The organism is Streptomyces tatrensis (assembly GCF_049310065.1).
Taxonomy (GTDB): Bacteria; Actinomycetota; Actinomycetes; order Streptomycetales; family Streptomycetaceae; genus Streptomyces.
Genome location: NZ_JBMDLB010000011.1, coordinates 2,612,881 through 2,638,276, shown reverse-complemented (window position 1 = coordinate 2,638,276; position 25,396 = coordinate 2,612,881). Strand labels below are relative to the sequence as shown.

The 25,396-nt window shown below is 73.6% G+C and carries 18 protein-coding genes and 2 pseudogenes; 12 read left to right on the top strand and 8 right to left on the bottom strand.

Annotation, left to right across the window (positions count from 1 at the left end; genetic code table 11):
* The first annotated feature begins 7 nt into the window (after window positions 1–7).
* The 9 genes and pseudogenes from ACODT5_RS27670 to lgt form a co-directional block, all read left to right on the top strand.
* Window positions 8–682, top strand: coding sequence for a TIGR02234 family membrane protein (locus ACODT5_RS27670; RefSeq protein ID WP_422521909.1), 675 nt, complete (start codon window positions 8–10; stop codon window positions 680–682).
* A 163-nt stretch (window positions 683–845) separates the two neighbouring features.
* Window positions 846–1,097: an HGxxPAAW family protein gene (locus tag ACODT5_RS27665; RefSeq protein ID WP_422521908.1), complete on the top strand. Its 252-nt coding sequence runs from the start codon at window positions 846–848 to the stop codon at window positions 1,095–1,097.
* 63 nt (window positions 1,098–1,160) lie between these two features.
* Window positions 1,161–1,637: a DUF2752 domain-containing protein gene (locus ACODT5_RS27660; RefSeq protein ID WP_422521907.1), complete on the top strand. Its 477-nt coding sequence runs from the start codon at window positions 1,161–1,163 to the stop codon at window positions 1,635–1,637.
* Window positions 1,638–1,799: 162 nt separating this feature from the next.
* Window positions 1,800–2,609, top strand: a complete 810-nt coding sequence (gene trpC / locus ACODT5_RS27655) for an indole-3-glycerol phosphate synthase TrpC (RefSeq protein WP_243330285.1) — start codon at window positions 1,800–1,802, stop codon at window positions 2,607–2,609.
* A 9-nt stretch (window positions 2,610–2,618) separates the two neighbouring features.
* A complete protein-coding gene (trpM, locus tag ACODT5_RS27650; RefSeq protein WP_250743802.1) occupies window positions 2,619–2,828 on the top strand; it encodes a tryptophan biosynthesis modulator TrpM in 210 nt (69 codons plus the stop codon).
* Window positions 2,829–3,024: 196 nt separating this feature from the next.
* Window positions 3,025–4,281 carry a tryptophan synthase subunit beta gene (trpB, locus tag ACODT5_RS27645; RefSeq protein ID WP_422521906.1) on the top strand — a complete coding sequence of 419 codons (1,257 nt, stop codon included), beginning with the start codon at window positions 3,025–3,027 and terminating at the stop codon, window positions 4,279–4,281.
* Window positions 4,278–5,090 (top strand): tryptophan synthase subunit alpha, encoded by an 813-nt coding sequence (gene trpA, locus ACODT5_RS27640; RefSeq protein WP_382981203.1) that lies wholly within the window; start codon window positions 4,278–4,280, stop codon window positions 5,088–5,090. The genes trpB and trpA overlap by 4 nt, the downstream gene beginning before the upstream one ends.
* 122 nt (window positions 5,091–5,212) lie before the next feature.
* Window positions 5,213–5,998 (top strand): annotated as a pseudogene (locus tag ACODT5_RS27635) (DsbA family protein); the annotation flags it as partial.
* A gap of 354 nt (window positions 5,999–6,352) precedes the next feature.
* Window positions 6,353–7,169: pseudogene (gene lgt / locus ACODT5_RS27630) on the top strand (prolipoprotein diacylglyceryl transferase); the annotation flags it as partial.
* 344 nt (window positions 7,170–7,513) lie between these two features.
* On the opposite strand, the gene ACODT5_RS27625 reads toward lgt, so the two are convergent.
* The 8 genes from ACODT5_RS27625 to ACODT5_RS27590 all read right to left on the bottom strand — a co-directional run bounded on the left by ACODT5_RS27625 (window position 7,514) and on the right by ACODT5_RS27590 (window position 17,891).
* Complete coding sequence (locus tag ACODT5_RS27625) at window positions 7,514–8,017, bottom strand: SRPBCC family protein (protein ID WP_422521905.1); 504 nt, start codon at window positions 8,015–8,017, stop codon at window positions 7,514–7,516.
* A 37-nt stretch (window positions 8,018–8,054) separates the two neighbouring features.
* On the bottom strand, window positions 8,055–8,876 hold the full coding sequence (locus tag ACODT5_RS27620; protein WP_422521904.1) for an HpcH/HpaI aldolase/citrate lyase family protein: 822 nt from the start codon (window positions 8,874–8,876) through the stop codon (window positions 8,055–8,057).
* Window positions 8,873–10,087 carry a CaiB/BaiF CoA transferase family protein gene (locus ACODT5_RS27615; protein WP_422521903.1) on the bottom strand — a complete coding sequence of 405 codons (1,215 nt, stop codon included), beginning with the start codon at window positions 10,085–10,087 and terminating at the stop codon, window positions 8,873–8,875. Before ACODT5_RS27615 ends, ACODT5_RS27620 begins: the two co-directional genes overlap by 4 nt.
* Window positions 10,084–11,091, bottom strand: coding sequence for a ribokinase (gene rbsK, locus ACODT5_RS27610; RefSeq protein WP_422521902.1), 1,008 nt, complete (start codon window positions 11,089–11,091; stop codon window positions 10,084–10,086). Before rbsK ends, ACODT5_RS27615 begins: the two co-directional genes overlap by 4 nt.
* A complete protein-coding gene (locus ACODT5_RS27605) occupies window positions 11,088–12,473 on the bottom strand; it encodes an ADP-ribosylglycohydrolase family protein (RefSeq protein ID WP_422525056.1) in 1,386 nt (461 codons plus the stop codon). The genes rbsK and ACODT5_RS27605 overlap by 4 nt, the downstream gene beginning before the upstream one ends.
* Before the next feature lie 1,058 nt (window positions 12,474–13,531).
* Window positions 13,532–14,728 (bottom strand): ADP-ribosylglycohydrolase family protein, encoded by a 1,197-nt coding sequence (locus tag ACODT5_RS27600; RefSeq protein WP_422521901.1) that lies wholly within the window; start codon window positions 14,726–14,728, stop codon window positions 13,532–13,534.
* Window positions 14,725–16,908, bottom strand: a complete 2,184-nt coding sequence (locus ACODT5_RS27595) for an ADP-ribosylglycohydrolase family protein (RefSeq protein WP_422521900.1) — start codon at window positions 16,906–16,908, stop codon at window positions 14,725–14,727. Before ACODT5_RS27595 ends, ACODT5_RS27600 begins: the two co-directional genes overlap by 4 nt.
* Window positions 16,905–17,891, bottom strand: a complete 987-nt coding sequence (locus ACODT5_RS27590; protein ID WP_422521899.1) for an ADP-ribosylglycohydrolase family protein — start codon at window positions 17,889–17,891, stop codon at window positions 16,905–16,907. Before ACODT5_RS27590 ends, ACODT5_RS27595 begins: the two co-directional genes overlap by 4 nt.
* A gap of 268 nt (window positions 17,892–18,159) precedes the next feature.
* Between ACODT5_RS27590 and ACODT5_RS27585 the strand changes: the two genes are divergently transcribed.
* The 3 genes from ACODT5_RS27585 (at window position 18,160) to ACODT5_RS27575 (ending at window position 25,259) form a co-directional block, all read left to right on the top strand.
* Window positions 18,160–18,891, top strand: a complete 732-nt coding sequence (locus ACODT5_RS27585) for a VIT1/CCC1 transporter family protein (protein ID WP_403709671.1) — start codon at window positions 18,160–18,162, stop codon at window positions 18,889–18,891.
* Between the two features lie 376 nt (window positions 18,892–19,267).
* Window positions 19,268–23,806 carry a glutamate synthase large subunit gene (gene gltB / locus ACODT5_RS27580; protein ID WP_422525055.1) on the top strand — a complete coding sequence of 1,513 codons (4,539 nt, stop codon included), beginning with the start codon at window positions 19,268–19,270 and terminating at the stop codon, window positions 23,804–23,806.
* Entirely contained in the window at window positions 23,799–25,259 is a 1,461-nt protein-coding gene (locus ACODT5_RS27575) for a glutamate synthase subunit beta (protein WP_422521898.1), read from the top strand. The genes gltB and ACODT5_RS27575 overlap by 8 nt, the downstream gene beginning before the upstream one ends.
* The last annotated feature ends 137 nt before the right edge of the window (window positions 25,260–25,396 follow it).

Sequence of the window (25,396 nt, the reverse complement as noted above, 5' to 3'; positions counted from 1 at the left end):
GGGGATAGTGGGGTACGTGAGTGCCGTACCCCCGCCCCGAAACGAACACGCCGATGCCGCCGCCGAGCCCGAGGCCCCCTCGGGCCGCGGCGGCCGCCGCAGCGTTGCCGTCGCCCTGCTGCTCGGCGCGCTCGGCGCCACCGTCGTCCTGCTCGCCTCCGGCCGCGTCTGGGCCCGGGGCGTCGCCGCCATCGGCGGCGGCTCGCTGCCGGTGACCGCCGACGGGCGGGCCGTCACCGGCCTGCCCGCCGCCCTGGCCATCGTCGGGCTCGCCGCCCTGGTCGCCGTCTTCGCCGTCCGCGGCAGGAGCCGGCTGCTGGTCTCGGCGCTGCTCGCGCTGAGCGGCCTGGGCGCGGGCGCCGCCGCCCTGGCCAACGCGGACGGCCGGCGCGCCCTGGACGCGCAGGCGGCCCGCACGACGGCGGACACCGCGGCCCACGTGGCCGGACTGACCCAGACGGCATGGCCCTACGTGACCGCCGCCGGCGGGGCGCTGATCCTGCTGGCCGGACTGCTCGCGCTGCGTTTCGGGAGCACCTGGCCCACGATGGGCGGCCGCTACGAGCGCGACGGCAGCCCGCGCCCCCGCAGGACGGCCGTGGTGGACCCGGACCGGCCGGAGGACTTGTGGAAGGCTCTGGACCGGGGCGAGGACCCCACCGGCCCGGACTCGGACCGCTGACCCCGTACCCGACCGCCCGGACCCGGAGCCGACCCCGTGAACGAGGTCTCCGCCTGGTACGGGACAATGACCATCGAGCGTTCGACAGCACCGTTCAACACAGCACCGTCGACACAGCACGTGCGGCGTGCGACGGAGCACACCCGAGTACGAGGAGCAACTCATGGCGGGCACTAGCCACGGACACACCCCGGCCGCCTGGACCGGTGTCATCATCGCGGTCATCGGTTTCTGCATCTCCGGCGCCTTCATGGTGCTGGCGAACCCGCTGGGCTTCTACGCGGGCCTCGTCGTCGTCGTCCTCGGCGGTGTCGTGGGCGCGGCGATGAAGGCCGCGGGCATGGGTGCGCCGAAGGCCGCGCACCAGGACCTCTCCGAGGTCATCGCCGCGAACCGCGTCGCCGCCAAGGTCTGACCGGGCGGCAGCCGGTACGCGGGTTTTCGAAAGGCGCGGCCCTGTCGGGCTGCGCCTTTTGTCATGAGCGGAGAGAATCAGCGGGTGGACGCCTCCTCAGGAACGACCGACCTCGCACCGCCCCCCGCGCCCGCGCCCGTTTCCCGGGCCGGCCGGCTGGTGCGTCCGGCGCTCACGCTGGCCGCGGCCGCCGCGGCGCTCGCGTACGTGGGGACCGTGGATCCGAACGAACCCGGCCACTACCCGGCCTGCCCGCTGTTCCGGCTGACCGGGGTCCTGTGCCCGGGCTGCGGAGGGCTGCGCAGCGCGCACGCGTTCGCCCATGGCGATCTCGTGACAGCTTTCGGGGCAAATGCCCTGGCGGTCGCCGGGTACTTCTTCTTCGCCGGTTTCATGGTCCTGTGGCTGGTTCGCGCCTATCGGGGGGTACCGGCCCGGAGGCTCGTCGTACGGCCGTTGTACTGGTGGGGGATGGGCGCGGTGGCCCTGATCTTCTCCGTTGTCCGGAACCTGCCCACGGGCTCTTTCCTGGCGCCCTGAGGTATAGCTGAAGTAAAGATTCCGGATGTCCATTTAATGGGACGCCGTCAACCGCGTGCGGAGGGCAAGGCGTCCTGCGGATACCATTTGAACTGCTGACCTTGCAGTTGTACGTGTCTGCAAGGCGGCCGACCGTCATCGACCCGGAAGGGGGCCGCTCGCGTGAGTGTGCTCGACGAGATCATCGAAGGGGTCCGCGAAGACCTTGCCGAACGGCAGGCGCGCGTCAGCCTCGACGAGCTCAAGGAGCGTGCCGCCAAGGCGCCCCAGGCCAAGGACGGCGTCGCTGCCCTGCGCGGCGACAGCGTCAAGGTGATCTGCGAGGTCAAGCGCTCCAGCCCCTCCAAGGGTGCGCTGGCCGCCATCGCCGATCCGGCCGGGCTCGCCGCCGACTACGAAGCGGGCGGTGCGGCGGTCATTTCCGTCCTCACCGAGCAGCGTCGTTTCGGTGGCTCGCTGGCCGACCTGGAGGCCGTCCGCGCCCGCGTGGACATCCCGATCCTGCGCAAGGACTTCATCGTCACGGCGTACCAGCTGTGGGAGGCCCGCGCCTACGGCGCCGACCTCGTGCTGCTGATCGTCGCGGCCCTGGAGCAGGAGGCCCTCGTCTCCCTCATCGAGCGGGCCGAGTCCATCGGCCTCACCCCGCTCGTCGAGGTCCACGACGAGGAGGAAGTGGAGCGCGCGGTCGCCGCCGGTGCCAAGATCATCGGCGTCAACGCCCGCAACCTCAAGGACCTCAAGGTCGACCGCTCCACCTTCGAGCGCGTCGTCGGAGAGATCCCGGCCCACATCGTCAAGGTTGCCGAGTCCGGCATCCGCGGGCCGCACGACCTGATCGCCTATGCGAACGAGGGCGCCGACGCCGTCCTCGTCGGGGAGTCCCTGGTGACCGGCCGCGACCCGAAGTCGGCCGTGGCCGACCTCGTCGCCGCCGGCGCCCACCCCGCCCTGCGCCACGGGCGGAGCTGACCCGCACCCATGGCCCGAAACCGCCCCTCCGTCCGCACCCGACCGGGCTCCGGCCTGGCCGGTGTGCCGACGGCGCACGCGCCGCTGGCGCGCGGCTGCCGCCCTCGCGGCTGCCGCGCCCCGGCCCGGCGCGTGCGCGGGCGGCGGGTCCGGTACGTGATCGGCTCGGAGCCCGGTCAGGTCAACGGCATGCGATGGCGACCCGGAGTCGCGTCGTAACGAGGCCCGCCGGACGGTGTACGTCGTACACCCGTGTCCGTCGGCGTCCCCTTACGGTCCGCCCCCCGAGCCGCCGGCTCCGGGACGGGCCGCTCCGCACCCTCGTGCGCCCATGCCCCAGCGGGGTGTGCGCACAGCGGGCGGACGGCGCAATACGGTGAAGACATCCGCGTCGCATCCGTAGGAGTACCTGGGCATGTCCAGCGCCAGCAGTTTCTTCATCCCGGACCCCGAGGGTCACATCCCCAACGCCGAGGGCTACTTCGGCGACTTCGGCGGCAAGTTCATCCCGGAGGCGCTCGTCGCCGCCGTGGACGAGGTCGCCGTCGAGTACGAGAAGGCCAAGGGCGACCCGGCCTTCGCGGCCGAGCTCAACGACCTGATGGTCAACTACACCGGCCGTCCCAGCTCCCTGACCGAGGTGCCGCGGTTCGCCGAGCACGCGGGCGGGGCGCGGATCTTCCTCAAGCGCGAGGACCTGAACCACACCGGCTCGCACAAGATCAACAACGTGCTGGGCCAGGCGCTGCTCACCAAGCGCATGGGCAAGACCCGTGTCATCGCCGAGACCGGCGCCGGCCAGCACGGCGTGGCCACCGCCACCGCCTGCGCCCTGTTCGGCCTCGAGTGCACCATCTACATGGGCGAGATCGACACCCAGCGCCAGGCCCTCAACGTGGCCCGCATGCGCATCCTGGGCGCCGAGGTCATCGCGGTGAAGTCCGGCTCCCGGACCCTGAAGGACGCCATCAACGAGGCGTTCCGCGACTGGGTCGCCAACGTGGACCGCACCCACTACCTCTTCGGCACGGTCGCGGGTCCCCACCCCTTCCCCGCCATGGTCCGCGACTTCCACCGGGTCATCGGCGTCGAGGCCCGCCGCCAGATCCTGGAGCGCGCCGGACGCCTGCCCGACGCCGTCGCGGCCTGCGTCGGCGGCGGCTCCAACGCCATCGGCCTCTTCCACGCCTTCATCCCGGACGCCGACGTCCGCCTGGTCGGCTTCGAGCCCGCCGGACACGGCGTGGAAACCGGTGAGCACGCGGCCACCCTGACCGCGGGCGAGCCCGGCATCCTGCACGGATCGCGCTCCTACGTCCTGCAGGACGAGGAGGGCCAGATCACCGAGCCGTACTCCATCTCGGCCGGTCTGGACTACCCGGGCATCGGCCCCGAGCACTCCTACCTCAAGGACGCCGGCCGCGCCGAGTACCGCGCGGTCACCGACGACCAGGCGATGCAGGCCCTGCGCCTCCTCTCGCGCACCGAGGGCATCATTCCGGCCATCGAGTCGGCGCACGCCCTCGCGGGCGCGCTGGACCTCGGCAAGGAGCTCGGCAAGGACGGCCTCCTCGTCGTCAACCTGTCCGGCCGCGGCGACAAGGACATGGACACCGCCGCCCGCTACTTCGACCTGTACGACGCCAACGCCTCCGAGGGGGAGTCCAAGTGAGCGGCACCATCGAACTCCTGTCGGCGACCCTCGCCAAGGCGAAGTCCGAGGACCGCGCGGCCCTCGTCGCCTACCTCCCGGCCGGCTTCCCGACCGTGGACGGGGCCATCGAGGCCGTCAAGGCCGTCATCGCCGGCGGCGCGGACGTGGTCGAGATCGGCCTCCCGCACAGCGACCCGGTCCTGGACGGCGCGATCATCCAGACCGCCGACGACATCGCCCTGCGCGGCGGCGTCAAGATCGCCGACACGCTGCGGACCGTCCGCGAGGCGTACGAGGCGACCGGCGCCCCGATCCTGGTCATGACGTACTGGAACCCCATCGACCGCTACGGCGTCGAGCGGTTCACCGCCGAGCTCGCCGAAGCCGGCGGTGCGGGCTGCATCCTGCCCGACCTGCCGGTCCAGGAGTCCGCGCTGTGGCGCGAGCACGCGGCCAAGCACGGTCTGGCGACCGTTTTCGTCGTGGCCCCCAGCAGCAAGGACGAGCGCCTCGCCACCATCACGGCGGCCGGCTCGGGCTTCGTCTACGCCGCTTCGCTCATGGGCGTCACCGGCACCCGCGAGTCCGTCGGCAACCAGGCCGCCGACCTGGTGCGCCGTACCCGCGCCACCAGCGACCTGCCGGTCTGCGTGGGACTGGGCGTCTCCAACGCCGCCCAGGCCAAGGAGGTCGCCGGCTTCGCCGACGGCGTGATCGTCGGCTCCGCCTTCGTGAAGCTGCTGCTCGACGCGCCGGACCTGCCCGCCGGGCTGGCCGCCGTCCAGGCACTGGCGGGCGAGCTCGCCGAGGGCGTGCGCCGGAGCTGACGGGCGGCGCGTTCGAAAGGGCAGCCGGACCCCTGAGCGGGTTCTGTAGCCCGATCGGGTGGAAGTAGGGGCAGGGAGGCACGAGAGTGCCTCCCTGCTTCGTTTGGCCGAACGTGAGCGACATGAACGACGGTGCGAACCGCGATGCGACGAAACGATCGGCCCGCGAGCGACTCCAGGTGGAGCGCGAGAAGCAGAAGGCGAGGGACAAGCGCCGGCGCACCCTCGTCGTGTCGGCGGCGGTGGTCGGCGTACTCGGGCTGGCGGCCGTCGTCGGCCTGATCGCGGCGAACACGGGCAAGGGCGGATCCTCCGCCAAGGGCGGCCCGCTCGTCGCCCCGTCCGGGGCCACGGGCAAGGACGCGCTAGCCATCCAGACCGGCAAGGACGGGGCCCCCTCCACGCTGACCGTGTGGGAGGACTTCCGCTGCCCGGCCTGCAAGGCCTTCGAGACCAACTACCGCGACACCATCCACGAGCTCGAGGCCAAGGGCCTCCTCAAGGTCGAGTACCACCTCGTCACCCTGATCGACGGGAACATGGGCGGCACCGGCTCGCTCAAGAGCGCCAACGCGGCGGCCTGCGCGCAGGACTCCGGGAAGTTCGCCCCGTACCACGACGTGCTCTTCGACAATCAGCCCGAGGAGACCAACGACGCCTTCGGCAACAACGCCAAGCTGCTGGAGCTGGCCGGGAAGGTCGACGGACTGGACACCGCCGCGTTCCGCACGTGCGTCGAGGACGGGACGCACGACAGCTGGGTGAACACATCGCAGGAGGCCTTCCGCGCGGGCAAGTTCCGCGGGACCCCGACCGTGCTCCTCGACGGCAAGGACATCTTCGGGGACCAGGCAAACCCGCTGACCCCGCAGAAGCTCAAGGAGAAGGTGGAGGCGGCCGGCAAGGGCGGCCCGGGCGCGGCGAAGGGCTCCCCGTCCCCGTCCCCGTCGGCATCCGGCTCCCCGGCCAAGTCCAACTCCAAGTCCGGAGCCGGATCCAAGTCGGGGTCCGGGTCCGCGTCGCCGTCCGCGTCGGGCTCGGCGAAGGCCTCCTCCGGCCGCTCGGGCGCCCCCTCGGGCTCCTCCTCGTCCCCGGCCGCGCGCTCGGCGGGCCGGTCGGGCACGGGCGGTTCGGGCTCCGCCGACGCCTCCCCGGACCACGCGGGCATGCCCATGGGGCACTGACGGCCGTCTCGATTCGGGAGCAGCTTGCCGGGCGGGTTGCGGTCCCCACCGTCCGGCAAGGTAGCGTCGGCTCTTGCCATGAACCTTGCCTTCATTCCCAGTCCGTCGACGGGCGTGCTCCATCTCGGGCCGATCCCGCTGCGCGGCTACGCGTTCTGCATCATCATCGGCGTCTTCGTCGCCGTCTGGCTCGGCAACAAGCGCTGGATCGCGCGCGGCGGTAAGCCGGGCACGGTCGCGGACATTGCCGTGTGGGCGGTGCCGTTCGGCCTGGTCGGCGGTCGCCTCTACCACGTGATCACCGACTACCAGCTCTACTTCGGCGAGGGCCGCAACTGGGTCGACGCCTTCAAGATCTGGGAGGGCGGCCTCGGCATCTGGGGCGCCATCGCGCTGGGCGCGGTCGGTGCCTGGATCGGCTGTCGCAGGCGGGGCATCCCGCTGCCGGCCTGGGCCGACGCCCTGGCCCCCGGCATCGCGCTGGCCCAGGCCTGCGGACGCTGGGGCAACTGGTTCAACCAGGAGCTGTACGGCCGCGCCACCGATCTGCCGTGGGCGGTGGAGATCACCGACGGCCCGAACCGGGTCGCCGGGACCTACCACCCGACCTTCCTCTACGAGTCCCTGTGGTGCGTCGGTGTCGCCCTGCTGGTGATCTGGGCCGACCGCCGCTTCAAGCTCGGCCACGGGCGGGCGTTCGCGCTCTACGTCGCCGCGTACTGCGTGGGGCGCGGCTGGATCGAGTACATGCGGGTCGACGAGGCCCACCACATCCTCGGCCTGCGGCTCAACGTCTGGACCTCGATCGTCGTCTTCGTGCTCGCCGTCGTCTACCTGGTGCTGTCGGCGAAGCTGCGGCCGGGCCGCGAGGAGACCGTCGAACCGGACGCTGACGCTGACGCTGACGCCGTGGCCGGCGCCAAGGACGGGGACACCCCGGCCGGCGAGGCCGGAGCCGAGGGCGACAAGGCCAAGGTCAAGGCCAAGGCTGTGGCCGATGCCAAGGACAAGGCCGAGGTCACGGGAGAGCCCGAGGACGAAGTCACGGCCGATGCCAAGGCCGATGCCGAGGACGAAGCCAAGGCCGATGCCGAGCCGGCGGACGCCGAGGGCGAAGCCGACGGCAAGGACACGGACAAGGACAAGGCCGAGGCCCCCGGGGCCAAGAAGCTCTGACCGGAGCAACGGTCGAACGGGAGGGGCGCCGCGCATCCGCGCGGCGCCCCTCCCGTTTTCCGTTCACCGGCGCGGCAGCCGCGTGATCACCCCGCGCAGCAGGCGGACGTACGGGCTCCAGCGCGCGGGCCGCGCGACCGTGCCGGAGCAGGCCAGCTCGGCGCGGTCGAGGAGGTCCTCGGCCCATGCGTCGTGCAGCCACCGGAACAGCAGCGGCCAGCTGACCCGCGCCGGACCGCGCGTGCTCATCACGATGGTGTGCCGCAGCACCGTCCGCTCGCCGTCCTCCAGCGGCCGGACGGTGAACTCGTGGTAGCCGTCGAAACCGCGCGGGCCGGTGAACTCGAAGCGGGCCCGCACCCCCGGCTCGTAGGCCGACATCGTGTACCGGATCGGCCCGTGGCCACCCCTCGCGCCCACCTCCAGGCCCGGGTCCAGCCGCAGCGAAGGCCAGGAGCGGCTCGGCCAGAGCAGATCGGCCGGCCCGGAGGCCAGCGCGTCGACGAGTACGCCGACCCGCTGCCCGTCCGCCTGGAGTACGCGCTCGTGCACATTCAGAACTGCCATCGAAATCCCCCCGCTCAGCGCGCCAGCGCCTTGTCGATCAGGAGAGTACCGGCGCGTCCCGGCGGGCCAGGGCCACGACCCGTTCCGCGCCCGCCAGCATCGCCGGGTCGACGAAGCGGCCGTCGGGCAGGGCCACCGCGCCCGGGGTGCGGCGGGCCGCGGCCACGATCTCCTCGGCGGCGCTGACCTCCGCCGGGCCGGGCAGGTAGGCCCGCTCGATCACCGGGAGCTGGCGCGGGTGGATCGCCGCGCGCCCCAGGAATCCGAGGGCCCGGCCCCGGGCGCAGGAGGCCGCCAGTGCCTCCAGGTTCCGGATGTCGGGGAACACCGACTGGGCCGGCGGCGCCAGTCCGGCCGCGCGGGCCGCGACCACCACCCGGGAGCGCGGCCAGTCCAGGCCCGACTCCGCGGTGACGCCCAGGTCGGCCCGCAGGTCGGCCTCGCCCAGGGACAGCCCGCGCAGGGCGGGGTGCGCGCGGGCGATCTCGTAGGCCCGTTCCACGCCGATCGCCGATTCCAGCAGGGCGTACAGGGCCACCCCGGCGGTGCGGTCGGCGGTGGCGACGATCTGCTCCGGCGCGGAGATCTTGGGCAGGCGCAGCCCGGCGAGGCCCCGGAGCCCGGTCAGCGCGCTGAGGTCGGCGCCGCCCCAGGGGGAGTCCAGGGCGTTGACGCGGACGTGGACCGGTACCGGGTGCCCGTCGCCGAGCAGTTCGGTGGTGGCGGCGCGGGCGTACTCCTTGCGGGAGGCCGACACCGCGTCCTCCAGGTCCACGATGACGGCGTCGGCCCCGGCGTGCAGGGCCTTGGCCACCACCTCCGGGCGGTCGCCGGGTACGTAGAGCCAGGTCAGGATCACAGGGCCCCTTCCGTGCGGAGAGCGGTGATCTCGGCCGGGGAGAGGCCGATCTCGGCGAGGACGGCATCGGTGTCGGCCCCGTGCGGGCGGCCCGCCCAGCGGATGGAGCCCGGGGTTTCCGAGAGCCGGAAGAGGACGTTCTGCATGCGGATCGGGCCCAGCTCCGGGTCCTCGACCTCGGTGATCGTGTCCAGGGCCGCGTACTGCGGATCGGCCATGACGTCCCGTACGTCGTAGACCAGCGCGACCGCGGCCTCGGCCTCCTCGAAGGCGGCCGTCACCTCGTCCGCCTTGTGGCGGGCGATCCAGCCGCCGACCGCCTCGTCGAGCACGTCCGCGTGGCCGGCCCGGCCGGAGCCCGACGCGAACCACGGCTCGGAGATCAGTTCCGGCCGTCCCACGAGCCGCATCACGCGCTCGGCGATGGACTGGGCCGAGGTGGAGACCGCCAGCCAGCGGCCGTCCAGGCTGCGGTAGGTGTTGCGGGGAGCGTTGTTGGTGGACCGGTTGCCCGTGCGCGGCTGGACGTAGCCGAGCTGGTCGTACCAGAGCGGGTGCGGCCCGAGGACGGTCAGGATCGGCTCGATGATCGCGAGGTCCACCACCTGTCCGTGCCCGGTGCGGTCGCGTCCGGCGAGCGCCGCCATCACGGCGTACGCGGTGGTCAGCGCGGCGATCGAGTCCGCGAGCCCGAACGGCGGCAGCGTCGGCGGCCCCTCCGGCTCCCCGGTGATCGCCGCGAAGCCGCTCATCGCCTCCGCGAGGGTGCCGAAGCCGGGGCGGTGGGCGTACGGGCCCTCCTGGCCGAATGCCGTCACGCGGGTCAGGATCAGCCGCGGGTTCGCGGCGGACAGTTCGGGCCAGCCCAGACCCCAGCGCTCCAGGGTTCCGGGGCGGAAGTTCTCGATCACCACGTCGGCGGTGGCGACGAGGCGCAGCAGGGTGTCGTGGCCGCCGGGCGTGGACAGATCGAGGGTCATCGTCCGCTTGTTGCGGCCGAGCAGCTTCCACCAGAGGCCGACGCCGTCCTTGGCGGGGCCGTGGCCGCGCGAGGGGTCGGGGCGGGTCGGGTGCTCGACCTTGACGACCTCGGCGCCGAAGTCGCCGAGGAGGGTGGCGGCGAGGGGACCGGCGAAGAGGGTGGCGAGGTCGAGGACGCGGAGTCCGCGCAGGGGCGGGGCGGCGGCGGTGTCCCGGTCGGTGGGGTTCACGAGGCGGCTCCCGAGCCGCCGTCGGGCCGCGGGGCGCCGGCGCGGGGTCCGGGCGGGGCATCGGGCCGGGGCGGGGCATCGGGCCCGGCAGCGGGGGCGGGTTCGTGGCCGGCCAGGGCGAAGGCGGCGTCGGTCCGGGCGCGGGTCGGCATCGAGTCCTGGGCGCCGGGGAGCTGCACGGACAGCGCGGCGGCCGCCGAAGCCCACCGCAGGGCCTCGGGCATCGGCCGGCCCTCGCCCAGGGCCACGGCGAGCGCGCCGACGAAGGTGTCTCCGGCGGCGGTGGTGTCCACGGCCCGTACCTGCGGCGCGGGCACCGTCAGCGGCTCACGGCCGCGGGCGGCGTACAGCACCCCGGCCGCGCCGAGGGTGACGACCACCTCCGGCACGTCCTGGAGCAGGGCCGCCGCGGCCAGGTGGACGTCGGTGAGCCCGGTGAGCGCGGCGGCCTCGTGCTCGTTGGGGACCAACAGGTCGGTCGCGGCGAGGAGTTCGGCGGGCAGCGGCTGGGCGGGGGCCGGGGTGAGGATGGTCCGGACGCCGTGGGCGCGGGCGGCCAGCGCGCCCGCGAGCACGGCCTCCAGGGGCAGTTCGAGCTGGAGGAGCAGGGAGTCGGCGGCGCCGATGCGGGCGGCGTCGCCCGGCTCCAGGGAGGTGACGCGGGCGTTGGCGCCGGGGATGACGATGATGCTGTTGCCGCCCTCGTCGTCCACGGTGATGTGAGCGGTGCCGCTGGCGCCCTCGACGGTGCGCAGGGCAGCCGTCCCGACCCCGGCGCCGGTGAGCGCGGAGCGCAGCCGTACGCCGAACTCGTCGGCCCCGACCGCGCCGATCATCACCACCTCCCCGCCCGAACGGGCGGCGGCGACGGCCTGGTTGGCGCCCTTGCCGCCGGGGACGGTGCGGAAGGAGCGGCCGGTGACGGTCTCCCCGAGGCGGGGGGCCTTGGCCACGTAGGCGACGAGGTCCATGTTGGTACTGCCGAGCACGGCGATGGCCGTCATGAGCGGGCTGCCTCCTGTGCGGTGAGGTGGGCGAGGGCGTCGAAGCCGATGCCGTCGAAGCCGGGGACGGTGGTGGCGAGGCGGTTCTTCAGCGGGGCGGTCCAGCGGTGCGGGATGGCGTCGGGGGAACCGGCGATCAGCCCGGCGAGGGCGCCCGCGGTGGCGCCGTTGGAGTCGGTGTCCCAGCCACCGGAGACGGCGCGGCAGACGGAGTGGGTGAAATCCCCGTCGGCGTGGGTGAGGGCGGCGGCGATCACGGCGGCGTTGGGGACGGCGTGGACCCAGTGGTAGTGGCCGTAGCGGGCGTGGAGCAGGTCCACGACGGTATCGAAGCCGGCGGCGGTGCTCCGCGCGTCCGATGCCGCCCGGATCCCGAAGCGGACGGCCTCGGCGAGGCGCGAACGGGGCGGTACGACGGCCAGGCCGGCCCGGAGCGCGGTGTGCACGTCGGCCCGCCCGGTGGCCGCGGTGGCGGTGGCGGCGGCCACGAACGTGGCGGCGTGCACGCCGTTGCCGGTGTGGGTGAGGGCGGCGTCCCGGTACGCCTGGGCCGCGGCGGCGGCCGGGGCGCCCGGGTTGGTCCAGCCGTGGACGTCGGCGCGGATCAGGGCGCCGATCCATTCGCGGAAGGGGTTGTGGTGGGTGGCGGTGGCGGGGGGTTCCAGCCCTTGCAGCAGATTGCGGTACGCGACCCGCTCCGCGGTGAACGTCCGGCCGGCCGGGAGCTCGTCGAGCCAGAGCCGGCCGACGTCGGCGGTGGTGAAGCCCTTGCCGTGGCGCTGCAGCAGGAGCAGGCCGAGGAGGGGGTAGTTGAGGTCGTCGTCCTCGGGGGCGCCGTCGATGTTCTCGGCGAGGGAGGTGGGCGCGGAGCGGCGGTTCCAGGGGTGGGCGGCGAGCACCTCCGGTGGTACGCCGCGCTCGGTGAACCAGTCGTCGAGCGGCCAGTTCCCGGCGGCCCGGGCCAGGGCGCGGATCCCGTCCAGGGGCAGCTTCTCCACGGGCTTCCCCAGCACACACCCGACGGCCCGCCCGACCCATGCGGCCTCCAGCCTGCGACGCAGCCCGGCCCCGCCGACGACGACGCCCGCCGGTGCTCCTGCGAAGCGGTCCAGGGCCCTGGGCGCGGCCCCGGCCTCGGGCGCGGCCCCGGCCTCGGGCACGGCCCCGGCCTCGGGCACGGCCCCGGCCTCGGGCACGGCCTCGGCCCCGGGCACGGCCCCGGCCCCGGCCCCGGCCCCGGCCCCGGGCATGGTCACGGCCTCGGTCCTGACCTCGGGTACGGCCTCGGCCCTGGGTACGGCTCCGGCTTTGGCCGTGGCCCCGGTCCCGGCCTCGGGCATGGTCCTGACCTCGGGCACGGCCTCGGCCCCGGTCTGGGGCATGGACCCGGTCTCGGTTTCGGGTTCGGGGTGGCGGTGCGGGGTGGTGGTGGGGAGTTCCCCCACCCCACCCCTTCCCGGAACCAGGGGCAGGCCCCTGGACCCCGGGGGGTCGGGCCAAGGGGCCGGGTCGGTGGGTGTGGGGAGGGCCGCGAGGGCCGTCAGGAGGTCGGTTGCCAGGGCGCGGAGTTCCGGCGGGGCCGGGGTGGGGGAGGCGCCCGCCCGGGCCGGGGCTAGGTGGCCGCCCGCCGCGAGCCAGACGCGCAGCAAGGGCTCCGCGGCCTCCCCGCGGCCGTCCTCGGCCGCCTGCCGGAACTCGTGGCCGACCAGGTCCTCGGGCTGGACCCAGGTCAGCCGGACGGGCCCGCCGGATCCGGATCCGCCGGCCGGGGCCGCTTCGCCGTCCCGGGCGGGCAGGCCTGGTCCGGGGGCGGGGACCGTTTCGCCGTCCGGGGTGGGCCGCCCCCGTCCGAGGGCGGGGACCGTTTCGCCGTCCCGGGCGGGCCGCCCCCGTCCGGGGGCTGGGCCTGTCTCGCCGGCCGGGGCCATTTCGAGGTCCGGGGCGAGCAGGTCCGTTCCGGTGGCGGGGCACGTGTCGCCGTTCGAGGCGGGCAGGCCCAGGCGGCCGGGGTCCAGGGGCGCGCCCCTGGTTTCGGGAAGGGGCGGGGTGGGGGAAAACTCGCCCCCGGCCCGGGCCGGGCCGCGGGCCGCCGGTCCGGGAGCGGGCGTAGGCGGGGCCGAGCCGGGAGTCCCTGATCCCGCGGCTCCGTGGGTGCCCGGGGCCGGGGCCGACGGCGGGGAAGCGGACGTCGGCCGGGCCGCGCGCGTGACCTGGGTCGGGGAAGGCGACCAGGGTGCGCGGGTGCCCGGGGCCTGGGGCGGGGAAGCCGACGTCGGTGGGGCCGTGCGCATGGCCTGGGCCGGGCTCCCAGGCGGGGCCGCTGTGGCGGCCTTCGACGGTGGCGGCGGGGCCGCCGGGGCCGCCGGTGCCGGGGAAGCGGACCTCGGCGGGGGCGACGCTGGGGCCGGGGGAGTCGGCTGGGGTGTCGGGGGGGTGGGGGTCATCGGGGGGCCGTCAGGGTTGCGAAGGCGGCTTCGTGGGAGTGGCGGCGGGAGCGGTCGCGGGCGAAGACCTCCCGGGTCACCGCGGCCAGGGAGACGGCCGGTGCGCGCAGGTCCAGGCGGCTGGCCTCCGCGACCCGGTCCGCCCAGGCCGCGGGGACGGCAGAAGCGCCCGACAGGGCGCCCGCGATCGCACCGGCCATGGTCGCGATGGAGTCGCAGTCCCGGCCGTAGTTCACCGCGCCGAGCACGGAGGTCTCGTAGCAGCCGTCGGCGACCAGCAGCATGCCGAGCGCCACCGGGAGTTCCTCGATGGAATGGAGGCGCGAGGGGCGCCGCGCGCCCAGGGACGGGGCGCGGTAGTCCGGGCCGACCGAGTCGTACGGGGCGACCGCCGCCCGCAGGGGAGCCAGCGCCGACTCGAAGTCCCGGTGGCGGGCGGCGACTTCGCAGACCGCCGCGATGGCCGCGCGGGTGCCGTCCTTGGCCAGGGAGAGGGCGGTGTCGACGACCGAGGCGGCCGTCGCGCCCGGGACGCACGCCGCCGCGACCGCCGCCGCGAAGACCCCCGCCGCCTCCCGCCCGTACGAGGACTGGTGCGCGCCCGTGACGTCCAGCGCCTCCGCGTACGCCCCGGCCGGGTTGCCCGCGTTGACGAGGCCGACCGGCGCCATGTACATCGCCGCGCCGCAGTTGACGATGTTGCCGTTGCCCGCCTCCCGCGGGTCCGCGTGCGCGTAGTGCAGCCGGGTCACGATCCACTTCTCGGCGAGGAAGATCCGCTGGAGGGGGAGGGCGTCCGCCTCCAGTTCCGGGATCCAGCGGGGGGTCGTCATCAGGTCCGGCACCAGGTGCTCGGCGACCGCGTACGCGTCCAGGTGGTCCCGTACGGCCTCGTAGACCCGTACCAGCGCGTGCGTCATCAGGGTGTCGTCGGTGACGTGGCCGTCGCCCTTGTGGTACGGCGCGATCGGGCGGGCCGTACGCCAGTCCTCGTGCCACGGGCCGACGATGCCGCGCACCCGGCCGCCGTGCCGCTCCACGATCTGTTCCGGGGTCCAGCCCTCCACCGGGCCGCCCAGCGCGTCGCCGACGGCCGCGCCGACGAGGGCGCCGGTGATCCGGTCGTCCAGGGTGGGGGAGGTGGTGCGGGGGTGGGGGGTGGGAGTGGGGTCCACGGGGGTCAGGGTCGTCATGTCCGGGGCTTTCCTTGGGGCTTGGGTGAGGTGAGTTCCGTACGGGTGAGCAGCGCGGCCAGTTCGACGAGGTCGGTGCCCGCGAGGCGGGGGAGGGCGCAGCCGGAGAGGGTGCGGCACGCTTCGCGCCAGGCGGCGGGGAGCGAGTCGCCGCCGCCGAGCGCGCCGGTCAGCGCACCGGCGAGGGCGGGGGCGGAGTCCGCGACGCGCGACAGGCAGGCGGCGGCCGGGACCGCCTCGCCGACCCGGCCGCGGGCGGCGGTGGCGAGGGCGAGGGCCACGGGGACGGTCTCCGCGGCGGCGATCCCGTAGCTGTAGACGTGGTCGACGATCTGGTGCTCCAGGAGCGGGACGATGGCGAAGGCTCCGCCGGCCGCGCCCCTCTCGGCGCGGGCGAGTTTCACCGCGTGCCGGGCGTTGCGGCCGATCTCGGTGGACTCCGGGAGCTGCGCGAGGGCCGCGTCGACGGCGGCGTCGGTGTCGGAGGCGGTGCAGGTTCCGGTGCTCGCGAGGGCGGTGGCGATGGCGGCGGCCATGGCGCGGGCGCCGTGCACCCCGTCGCCGTCCTGGGTGTAGCGGGCGTCGAACTCGGCGAGGTCCGCGGCGGCTTCGGGATCCCCGGGGTGGACGACGGCGAGGACGCAGGCCCGGATGCAGGCGGCGTCGTCGAAGTAGTGCGGGTTGTCGTGGCCGGTGGCGGGCGGGCGCAGGCCGGCGGCGAGGTTGCCGAGGCCGGCGCGGACGGAGATCCGGGCGCGGAGGGGGAGGACGGCGGACTCGACCTCGGGTGCGCGTTCCGCTGCCGCGGCGACCTCGCTGGCCAGGGCGTTCCAGGCGAGGTCGATGGCGGCGCGCATGCGGCGGGACCGGGAGAGGTCGCTGAGCAGGACTCCGGCGGCGGTGAGGACGGACTCGGCGGCGAAGGCGGCCCATTCGGCGTCGTCGGAGGGGCCGAGGCGGAGCGGTTCCGGGGGCTGGTTGAGGGCGATGGGGACGGGGAGGGTGGTGGTGGCGTTCTGCTCGGCGAAGGTGTCGAGCTCGCGGGTGAGGCGGCGGGTCCACTCGGGCATGCGGCTGGCCCGGTGGCGGGCCGCGGGCCAGCCGGCGGCGTCGCCTGCGGCGAGCCCGAGGAGCAGACCCTCGATCCGGCGGGGGCCTGCGGGGGCGGGCCCGGGGGCCGCCTGTGTGCGGGGTTCGGCGGTGGCCGGGTCCGGGGCCGTGCGTGGCTGGGCGTCCCGCGGGGTGGCCGGCCCCGACGGGGCGGTGAGCGGGCCGCGCGCGGCCTCCGCCGGGGCGGTACGGGGCTGCGCGGCCCCGTTCGCGGCGCCGGTCGCCGGGGCGTTCCCGGAGGGGCTCCCGTACGGGGGCGGGGTGCCGTCCCGGGCTCCCCGGCCGGGGGTGCGTACCGGACCGGCGGTACGGGCCTGCGTGCCCTGGGGCGGGGCGTCGGGCCCGGCGGAGGGCGGCTGCGGGGCGGGGGGACTCTCCCCGTACCCACCCCTTCCCGAAACCGGGGGCAGGCCCCCGGGCCCCCGGACCGGCGCGGCCGGGGCCGACACTGCCGCGGACCCGGTGGCGGCGTCGCTCCGTGCCCCGGTCGCGGCGCCGCCCCGTACCGCGGTGGCGGCGTCGCTCCGTACCCCGGCCGCGGCGCTGCCCCGTACCGCGGTGGCGGCGTCGCTCCGTGCCCCGGTCGCGGCGCCGCCCCGTACCGCGGTCGCGGTGCGAAGGAACTCGGGCGCTCGCGTGCCCGGGCCCCGGGCCGATTCGGGCCGGCCGCCCGCGGCGACGGGCGTGCCGGGCACCCCGGGCCCGCCCGGGCCGTCGGCCGGTTCCGGCAGGGCGACGGGCTCGCCCGGCTCCCCGGGGACTTCCCGGCCGCCTGCCGGATCCGGCAGGCCTGCCACCCCCGGGGCGGCTGCACCGCGTACGGCGGCGGACTGTGCACCGGCGCCCGGGGTCGGGGTCGGCACGGGCGGGGAGTCGTTCCGGCGGTCCGGCTCGGTGCGGGTGTCGCCCTCCGGGGGCGGCTCCGGGCGGGTGTCGCCCCGGGGGGACCGGTCGGTGGTGGTGGCGGGGTCCTGTGGGGGTGGGTCGGTCAGGGTGGTGGCTTTCAGGGGTGGGGTGTCCGGCTGGAGGGGGGCGGGTGTCGGGGAGGCGGGTGTCGGGGTGAGGGTCATCGGGGGGTCTCGGTTTCCGGGGTGAGGAGGTCCGCGATGTCCAGGACGTGGTAGCCGCGCATCGAGGGGAGGCAGCTTCCGCGGACCGGGCCGATCGCCGAGGACCAGGCGGCCGGGATGGCGGGGGCGCCGGCCATCGCTCCGGCGAGCGCGCCCGCGACGGCCGCCGTGGTGTCCGCGTCGCGGCCCATGTTGACCGCCATGAGGACGGATGAGGCGAAGTCGCCGGCGCATGCGGCGAACGCGCCGAAGGCGAGGCCGACCGCCTCCGGGGCCAGGTCCGTCCAGGGGTAGCCGCCGATGACCACCGCCGAGCGGACCGCCCGCTCGCCGCGCGGGGCGGCCGTCACGGCCCGGCGCAGGGAGCGGGCCGTCCAGGAGTCCGAGGGGATGACGGAGAGGGCCGCCGAGATGACGGAGGCCGCGGAGCCCCCGGCCATCGCCGCCGCGACCCCGGCCGCGACGGCCTGGCCGCCGTAGATGCCCTCGCCGTCGTGGCTGACGCAGCCGTCGATGGCGACGAGCCGGGCCGCTTCGGCCGGGCGGCCGGCCGCGAAGACGCCGAAGGGGGCCGCACGCATGGCCAGACCGTCCGACCAGGCGTGCCGGTGCTGGGCGGAGATCGGGGCGGCCAGGCCCCGGCGGAGGTTCTCCAGGGTGCCGCGCTCCGAGAAGCCCGCGCCGCGGAAGGGGCCTTCGTCCAGGTCCGCGATCCAGTGGTGCCACGCCCGTTCGACGTGGGCGACCGTCAGCGCCGACCCGTGGCGGGCCAGCAGCAGGCCCGAGAAGATCGCGTACTCCGTATCGTCCGTGCCCGCCGGGTCGTCCGAGACGAAGCCCTCGATCCGGCCCCACTTCGCCCGGATCTCCGAGGGCTTCATGTTCTCCGCGGGGGCGCCGAGCGCGTCACCCACCGCGAGTCCGAGAAGAGCGCCCCGGGCCCGTTCGAGGAGGACCTGCGGATTGCATGCAATCAGCTCCATGGCGCGCCTCTCCACTTGATGGGACTCATATTGAGCCCTTGGGGGATTTGTGCCATGGCATGTGGTTTGTCGCTCGTCGCGAAACACCCGCTGCGGGCCGCCGTCACCCGGTCGCCGATCCCCAAAACCCCAGGTAAGTACGGCCTTCCTTGCTGGCGGGCGCCAAAAATCGTGCGTAGTTTCGAGGAGTTCAGGGGGAGTGGGTGTCAGCGCGTCGTCCATGGCACAGCTCTGTGCACCCACTCGTACAAAAGAGGAGATAGCCGGTATGTCCATCATCGATATCGAAGCACCGCTTCACACCGCCCACCGCGACAACCACACCCACCGTGACGTCAACGGCGGATGGCTGCGCCCGGCGGTCTTCGGTGCGATGGACGGGCTCGTCTCCAACCTCGCTCTGATGACCGGTGTGGCCGGCGGCGCCGTCGCCCCGCACGTCATCGTCGTCACCGGCCTGGCCGGCCTCGCCGCCGGAGCCTTCTCCATGGCGGCGGGGGAGTACACCTCGGTCGCCTCGCAGCGCGAACTCGTGCTCGCCGAACTGGACATAGAGCGGCAGCAGTTGCGCAAGCACCCCATTGACGAGATGGAGGAGCTGGCCGAGCTCTACGTCTCGCGCGGCGTCGAGCCGGCGCTGGCCCGCGAGGTCGCCATGCAGCTCTCCCGCGACCCGGAGCAGGCGCTGGAGATCCACGCCCGCGAGGAGCTCGGGATCGACCCGGACGACCTGCCGTCGCCGATGGTCGCGGCCGTGTCCTCCTTCGGCTCGTTCGCGCTCGGCGCGCTCGTCCCGCTGCTGCCCTACCTGCTCGGCGTGACCGTCCTGTGGCCCGCGGTGCTCGCGGCCCTGGTGGGTCTCTTCCTCTGCGGCGCGGTGGTCTCCCGGGTCACGGCCCGGTCCTGGTGGTACAGCGGATTGCGCCAGCTCGTCCTGGGTGGCGCGGCCGCGGGTGTGACGTACATCCTGGGAACCTGGATCGGCGGAGCCGTAGGCTGACCGTGCAGGGAGTGAGACACTATGCAGTACGCAACATAAGTAGTCAGTTACTCGGCGGTTTCGATCCTGTGTCCGCCGGGCATCAGACCCCCTGGGCGCCGGGCAATGAGGCCCGCCCCTCCCGGGACCTTCGTCCCGTGTCCCGATGCCGGACACCTGCGAAAGTCCCCTCTTGCCTGCTCCGTGCAGTGTCCGCATGCTGGAATGGCATATCCGCTTCGCGGGATTGTCGTCATCATGTAATCTGCACGAAATTTCGCAGAGGGCCAACGTCGTCCCTCGGCTATGCACATATGCCACGACGACGACGGGAGAGCCGATGCGTTCCGCATCCACGCACTCCGCGACCGGCCTCAGCAACACCGCCTGGTCGCCCATGGACGGTCGCCCCGCCCAGCAGGGCATGTACGACCCGCGCAACGAGCACGACGCCTGTGGCGTCGGCTTTGTGGCCAACCTCACCGGCGAGGCCAGCCATACGCTGGTCGAGCAGGCGCTGACCGTATTGCGGAACCTCGAGCACCGAGGCGCCACCGGATCCGAGCCCGACTCGGGCGACGGCGCCGGCATCCTCTCCCAGGTCCCGGACGCGTTCCTGCGCGACGTGGCCGGTTTCGACCTTCCCGAGGCCGGCGCGTACGCCGTCGGCATCGCCTTCCTCCCCGCCGACGGCACCGCACAGGCCGTCGCCGTGGAGCGGATCGAGGCCATCGCCGCCGAGGAGAACCTCACGGTTCTCGGCTGGCGCGAGGTTCCGGTCACCCCCGACCTGCTCGGCAACGGCGCCCGCGCCACCATGCCGGCCTTCTCGCAGCTCTTCGTGAGCAACGGGACGAGCGGCATCGAGCTGGACCGCAAGGCCTTCGTGCTGCGCAAGCGCGCCGAGCGCGAGGCCGGGGTCTACTTCCCGTCGCTCTCCGCCCGCACGATCGTCTACAAGGGCATGCTGACCACCGGCCAGCTGGAGCCCTTCTTCCCGGACCTCTCGGACCGCCGCTTCGCCTCCGCGATCGCCCTGGTCCACTCCCGGTTCTCGACGAACACCTTCCCGTCGTGGCCGCTGGCCCACCCGTACCGCTTCGTCGCGCACAACGGCGAGATCAACACGGTCAAGGGCAACCGGAACTGGATGCGGGCCCGCGAGTCCCAGCTGGCCTCCGGCCTCTTCGGCGAGGGCGCCCTTGAGCGGATCTTCCCGATCTGCACCCCGGACGCCTCCGACTCGGCCTCCTTCGACGAGGTCCTGGAGCTGCTCCACCTCGGCGGCCGGTCCCTCCCGCACAGCGTGCTGATGATGATCCCGGAGGCGTGGGAGAACCACACCTCCATGTCGCCGGCCCGCCGCGCGTTCTACAAGTACCACTCCACGCAGATGGAGCCGTGGGACGGCCCCGCCTGCGTCACCTTCACCGACGGCACCCAGGTCGGCGCGGTCCTCGACCGCAACGGTCTGCGCCCCGGTCGCTACTGGGTCACCGACGACGACTTCGTCGTGCTCTCCTCCGAGGTCGGCGTCCTGGACATCGACCCGGCCAAGGTCGTCCGCAAGGGCCGCCTGCAGCCCGGCAAGATGTTCCTCGTCGACACCGCCCAGAAGCGGATCATCGAAGACGACGAGATCAAGGACGCGCTGGCCGCGGAGCACCCGTACGCCGAATGGCTGGAGACGGGCGAGATCGAGCTGACGGACCTGCCCGAGCGTGAGCACATCGTGCACACCCACGCCTCGGTCACCCGCCGCCAGCAGACCTTCGGCTACACCGAGGAAGAGCTCCGCGTCATCCTCGCGCCGATGGCCCGCACCGCAGGCGAGCCGCTCGGCTCCATGGGTACGGACTCCCCGATCGCGGCCCTGTCCGAGCGCCCCCGGCTGCTCTTCGACTACTTCACCCAGCTCTTCGCGCAGGTCACCAACCCGCCGCTGGACGCCATCCGCGAGGAGCTCGTCACCTCGCTGCTGTCCTCGCTCGGCCCGCAGGGCAACCTGCTGGAGCCGACCGCAGCCTCCTGCCGCAGCGTCACGCTGCCGTTCCCGGTGATCGACAACGACGAGCTGGCCAAGCTCATCCACGTCAACGCCGACGGCGACATGCCGGGCATGAAGGCCGCCACCCTCTCGGGCCTGTACCGGGTCTCGGGCGGCGGCGCGGCGCTGGCCGCCCGCCTCGAGGAGATCCGCGGCGAGGTCGACGCGGCCATCGAGAACGGCGCGCACCTGATCGTCCTCTCGGACCGTCACTCCGACGCCGAGCACGCGCCGATCCCGTCGCTGCTGCTCACCTCGGCCGTGCACCACCACCTCATCGCCACCAAGCAGCGCACCCAGGTGGGTCTGCTGGTCGAGGCCGGTGACGTCCGCGAGGTCCACCACGTCGCGCTGCTCATCGGCTACGGCGCTGCCGCGGTCAACCCGTACCTCGCCATGGAGTCCGTCGAGGACCTCCTGCGCGCCGGTACCTTCCTGTCCGGCCTCGAGCCGGAGCAGGCCATCAAGAACCTGATCTACGCGCTCGGCAAGGGCGTCCTGAAGGTCATGTCCAAGATGGGCATCTCCACCGTCGCCTCCTACCGCGGCGCGCAGGTCTTCGAGGCCGTCGGCCTGAACGAGGAGTTCGTCGCGGCGTACTTCGCGGGCACCGCCACCAAGATCGGCGGCGCCGGCCTGGACGTCATCGCCAAGGAGGTGGCCGCGCGTCACACCAAGGCGTACCCGGCCTCCGGCATCGCGGCCACGCACCGCGCGCTGGAGATCGGCGGCGAGTACCAGTGGCGCCGCGAGGGCGAGCCGCACCTGTTCGACCCGGACACGGTCTTCCGCCTGCAGCACGCCACGCGCAACCGCCGGTACGACATCTTCAAGCAGTACACGGACCGGGTGAACGAGCAGTCCGAGCGCCTGATGACGCTCCGCGGCCTGTTCGGCTTCAAGTCCGAGCGGGAAGCCATCTCCATCGACGAGGTCGAGTCGGTCGCCGACATCGTCAAGCGCTTCTCCACCGGCGCCATGTCGTACGGCTCCATCTCCAAGGAGGCGCACGAGACCCTCGCCATCGCCATGAACCAGTTGGGCGCCAAGTCCAACACCGGTGAGGGCGGCGAGGACCCGGACCGCCTCTACGACCCGGCGCGCCGCTCCTCCATCAAGCAGGTCGCCTCCGGCCGCTTCGGCGTCACGAGCGAGTACCTGGTCAACGCGGACGACATCCAGATCAAGATGGCGCAGGGTGCCAAGCCCGGCGAGGGCGGCCAGCTGCCCGGCCACAAGGTCTACCCGTGGGTCGCCAAGACCCGGCACTCCACCCCGGGCGTCGGCCTGATCTCCCCGCCGCCGCACCACGACATCTACTCCATCGAGGACCTGGCTCAGCTGATCCACGACCTCAAGAACGCCAACCCGGTCGCCCGCATCCACGTGAAGCTGGTCTCCGAGGTCGGCGTGGGTACGGTCGCGGCCGGTGTCTCCAAGGCCCACGCGGACGTCGTCCTCATCTCCGGCCACGACGGCGGTACGGGCGCCTCCCCGCTCACCTCGCTGAAGCACGCGGGCGGTCCCTGGGAGCTCGGCCTCGCCGAGACCCAGCAGACCCTGCTGCTCAACGGGCTGCGCGACCGCATCGTGGTCCAGACGGACGGCCAGCTCAAGACCGGCCGCGACGTCATCATCGCCGCGCTGCTCGGCGCCGAGGAGTTCGGTTTCGCGACCGCGCCGCTCGTCGTCTCCGGCTGCGTCATGATGCGCGTCTGCCACCTGGACACCTGCCCGGTCGGCATCGCCACCCAGAACCCGGTCCTGCGCGACCGCTTCTCCGGCAAGCCCGAGTTCGTCGTCAACTTCTTCGAGTTCATCGCGGAGGAGGTGCGCGAGCTCCTCGCCGAGCTGGGCTTCCGCACGATCGAGGAGGCCGTCGGTCACGCCGAGCTCCTCGACACCAGCAAGGCCGTCACGCACTGGAAGGCGCAGGGTCTCGACCTGGAGCCGCTCTTCTACGTGCCGGAGCTGCCCGAGGGCGCGGTCCGCCACGCCCTGATCGAGCAGGACCACGGTCTGGAGAAGGCGCTCGACAACGAGCTCATCCGCCTCGCCGCGGACGCGCTGAACGCCGACTCGGCCGAGACCGCGCAGCCGGTCCGCGCCCAGGTCGCGATCCGCAACATCAACCGCACGGTCGGCACCATGCTCGGCCACGAGGTCACGAAGAAGTTCGGCGGTGCGGGCCTGCCCGACAACACCATCGACCTGACCTTCACCGGTTCCGCCGGCCAGTCCTTCGGCGCCTTCCTGCCGAAGGGTGTGACCCTGCGCCTGGAGGGCGACGCCAACGACTACGTCGGCAAGGGCCTCTCCGGCGGCCGCGTCGTGGTCCGTCCCGACCGCGGCGCCGACCACCTGGCCGAGTACTCGACCATCGCGGGCAACACGATCGGCTACGGCGCCACCGGCGGCGAGCTGTTCCTGCGCGGCCGCACCGGCGAGCGCTTCTGCGTCCGCAACTCCGGCGCCCTGGTCGTCTCGGAAGGCGTGGGCGACCACGGCTGCGAGTACATGACCGGCGGCACCGCGGTCGTCCTCGGTGAGACGGGCCGCAACTTCGCGGCGGGCATGTCGGGCGGCGTCGCGTACGTCATCGACCTGGACCCGGCCAACGTCAACGTCGGCAACACGGGCGCGCTCGAAGCCCTGTCCGACACCGACTCCCAGTGGCTGCACGATGTGGTGCGCCGCCACGAGGAGGAGACCGGCTCGACCGTGGCCGCGAAGCTCCTGGCTGACTGGACCGCCTCGGCGGCCCGCTTCAGCAAGATCATCCCGACCACGTACAAGGCAGTGCTCGCCGCCAAGGACGCCGCTGAGCTCGCCGGACTCTCCGAGTCCGAGACCACGGAGAAGATGATGGAGGCGGCGACCAATGGCTGACCCGAAGGGCTTCCTCACCACCCCGCGCGAGACCGCCTGCACCCGTCCTGTGGCCGAGCGCCTGGGGGACTGGAACGAGGTCTACGTTCCGGGCTCGCTGCTGCCGATCATCAGCAAGCAGGCCGGCCGCTGCATGGACTGCGGCATCCCGTTCTGCCACAACGGCTGCCCGCTCGGGAACCTGATCCCCGAGTGGAACGACTTCGCGTACCGCGAGGACTGGACGGCGGCGTCCGAGCGTCTGCACGCCACGAACAACTTCCCGGAGTTCACGGGCCGCCTGTGCCCCGCTCCCTGTGAGTCGGCGTGCGTGCTCGGCATCAACCAGCCGGCCGTCACCATCAAGAACGTCGAAGTCTCGATCATCGACAAGGCGTGGGACAACGGCGACGTCACCCCGCAGGCGCCCGAGCGCCTGTCGGGCAAGACCGCCGCGGTCATCGGCTCCGGCCCGGCGGGTCTCGCCGCGGCCCAGCAGCTGACCCGGGCCGGCCACACCGTGGTGGTGTACGAGCGCGCCGACCGCATCGGCGGGCTGCTGCGCTACGGCATCCCCGAGTTCAAGATGGAGAAGGTGCACATCAACCGCCGCATCGAGCAGATGCGCGCGGAGGGCACCAAGTTCCGTACCGGCGTCGAGGTCGGCCGCGACATCACCGCCACCGACCTGCGCAAGCGGTTCGACGCGGTCGTCATCGCGGCGGGCGCGACCGTCTCCCGCGACCTCCCGGTCCCGGGGCGCGACCTCAAGGGCATCCACTTCGCGATGGAGTACCTCCCCCTCGCGAACAAGGTCCAGGAGGGCGACTTCATGGCGCCCCCCATCACGGCCGAGGGCAAGCACGTGGTCGTCATCGGCGGCGGAGACACCGGCGCGGACTGCGTGGGCACCGCCCACCGCCAGGGCGCGGCCTCGGTCACGCAGCTGGAGATCATGCCGCGTCCGTCCGAGGACCGGCCGACCGGCCAGCCCTGGCCGACGTTCCCCATGCTGTACAAGGTCACCTCTGCTCACGAGGAGGGCGGCGAGCGGATCTACTCCGTCTCCACCACCCACTTCGAGGGCGACGAGGACGGCAACGTCCAGGCCCTCCACCTGGTCGAGGTCGCCTTCGAGGACGGCAAGCTCGTCCAGAAGTCCGGCACCGAGCGCGTCCTCCCCGCGCAGCTGGTCACCCTGGCGATGGGCTTCACCGGCACCGACCAGGAGAACGGCCTCACGGCGCAGTTCGGCCTGGCGATGGACGCCCGCGGCAACATCGAGCGCGACGCCTCCTACGCGACCAACGTCGACGGCGTCTTCGTCGCCGGCGACGCCGGCCGCGGCCAGTCGCTGATCGTCTGGGCCATCGCGGAAGGCCGCTCGGCCGCCCGCGGCGTGGACCGCTTCCTGACCGGCACCAGCGCCCTCCCGTACCCGGTCAAGCCGACGGACCGCTCGATCACCGTCTGATGCTCGACGCCGTGCTCGCACCGCTCGGCCGCAGGCGGCCTCCCGGGCTTCGCCCGGCTGCGCCGGCCTCCGGCCGTCGGGTGGTCATTGAGGTTGCGTAGTACCCCCGGCCCCGGCCGGGACCCCTCATTCGGTCC

Coding starts and splice junctions, on each gene's coding strand:
- ACODT5_RS27605 (WP_422525056.1), bottom strand. CDS start 12,473: ATGCCCCAGACCGGGGCCGAGGCCGTGCCCGAGGTCAGGACCATGCCC.
- ACODT5_RS27660 (WP_422521907.1), top strand. CDS start 1,161: ATGAGCGGAGAGAATCAGCGGGTGGACGCCTCCTCAGGAACGACCGAC.
- trpM (WP_250743802.1), top strand. CDS start 2,619: ATGGCCCGAAACCGCCCCTCCGTCCGCACCCGACCGGGCTCCGGCCTG.
- ACODT5_RS27595 (WP_422521900.1), bottom strand. CDS start 16,908: ATGACCCTCACCCCGACACCCGCCTCCCCGACACCCGCCCCCCTCCAG.
- ACODT5_RS27575 (WP_422521898.1), top strand. CDS start 23,799: ATGGCTGACCCGAAGGGCTTCCTCACCACCCCGCGCGAGACCGCCTGC.
- gltB (WP_422525055.1), top strand. CDS start 19,268: ATGGACGGTCGCCCCGCCCAGCAGGGCATGTACGACCCGCGCAACGAG.
- ACODT5_RS27585 (WP_403709671.1), top strand. CDS start 18,160: ATGTCCATCATCGATATCGAAGCACCGCTTCACACCGCCCACCGCGAC.
- trpB (WP_422521906.1), top strand. CDS start 3,025: ATGTCCAGCGCCAGCAGTTTCTTCATCCCGGACCCCGAGGGTCACATC.
- ACODT5_RS27590 (WP_422521899.1), bottom strand. CDS start 17,891: ATGGAGCTGATTGCATGCAATCCGCAGGTCCTCCTCGAACGGGCCCGG.
- ACODT5_RS27625 (WP_422521905.1), bottom strand. CDS start 8,017: ATGGCAGTTCTGAATGTGCACGAGCGCGTACTCCAGGCGGACGGGCAG.
- ACODT5_RS27600 (WP_422521901.1), bottom strand. CDS start 14,728: ATGACGACCCTGACCCCCGTGGACCCCACTCCCACCCCCCACCCCCGC.
- rbsK (WP_422521902.1), bottom strand. CDS start 11,091: ATGACGGCCATCGCCGTGCTCGGCAGTACCAACATGGACCTCGTCGCC.
- ACODT5_RS27665 (WP_422521908.1), top strand. CDS start 846: ATGGCGGGCACTAGCCACGGACACACCCCGGCCGCCTGGACCGGTGTC.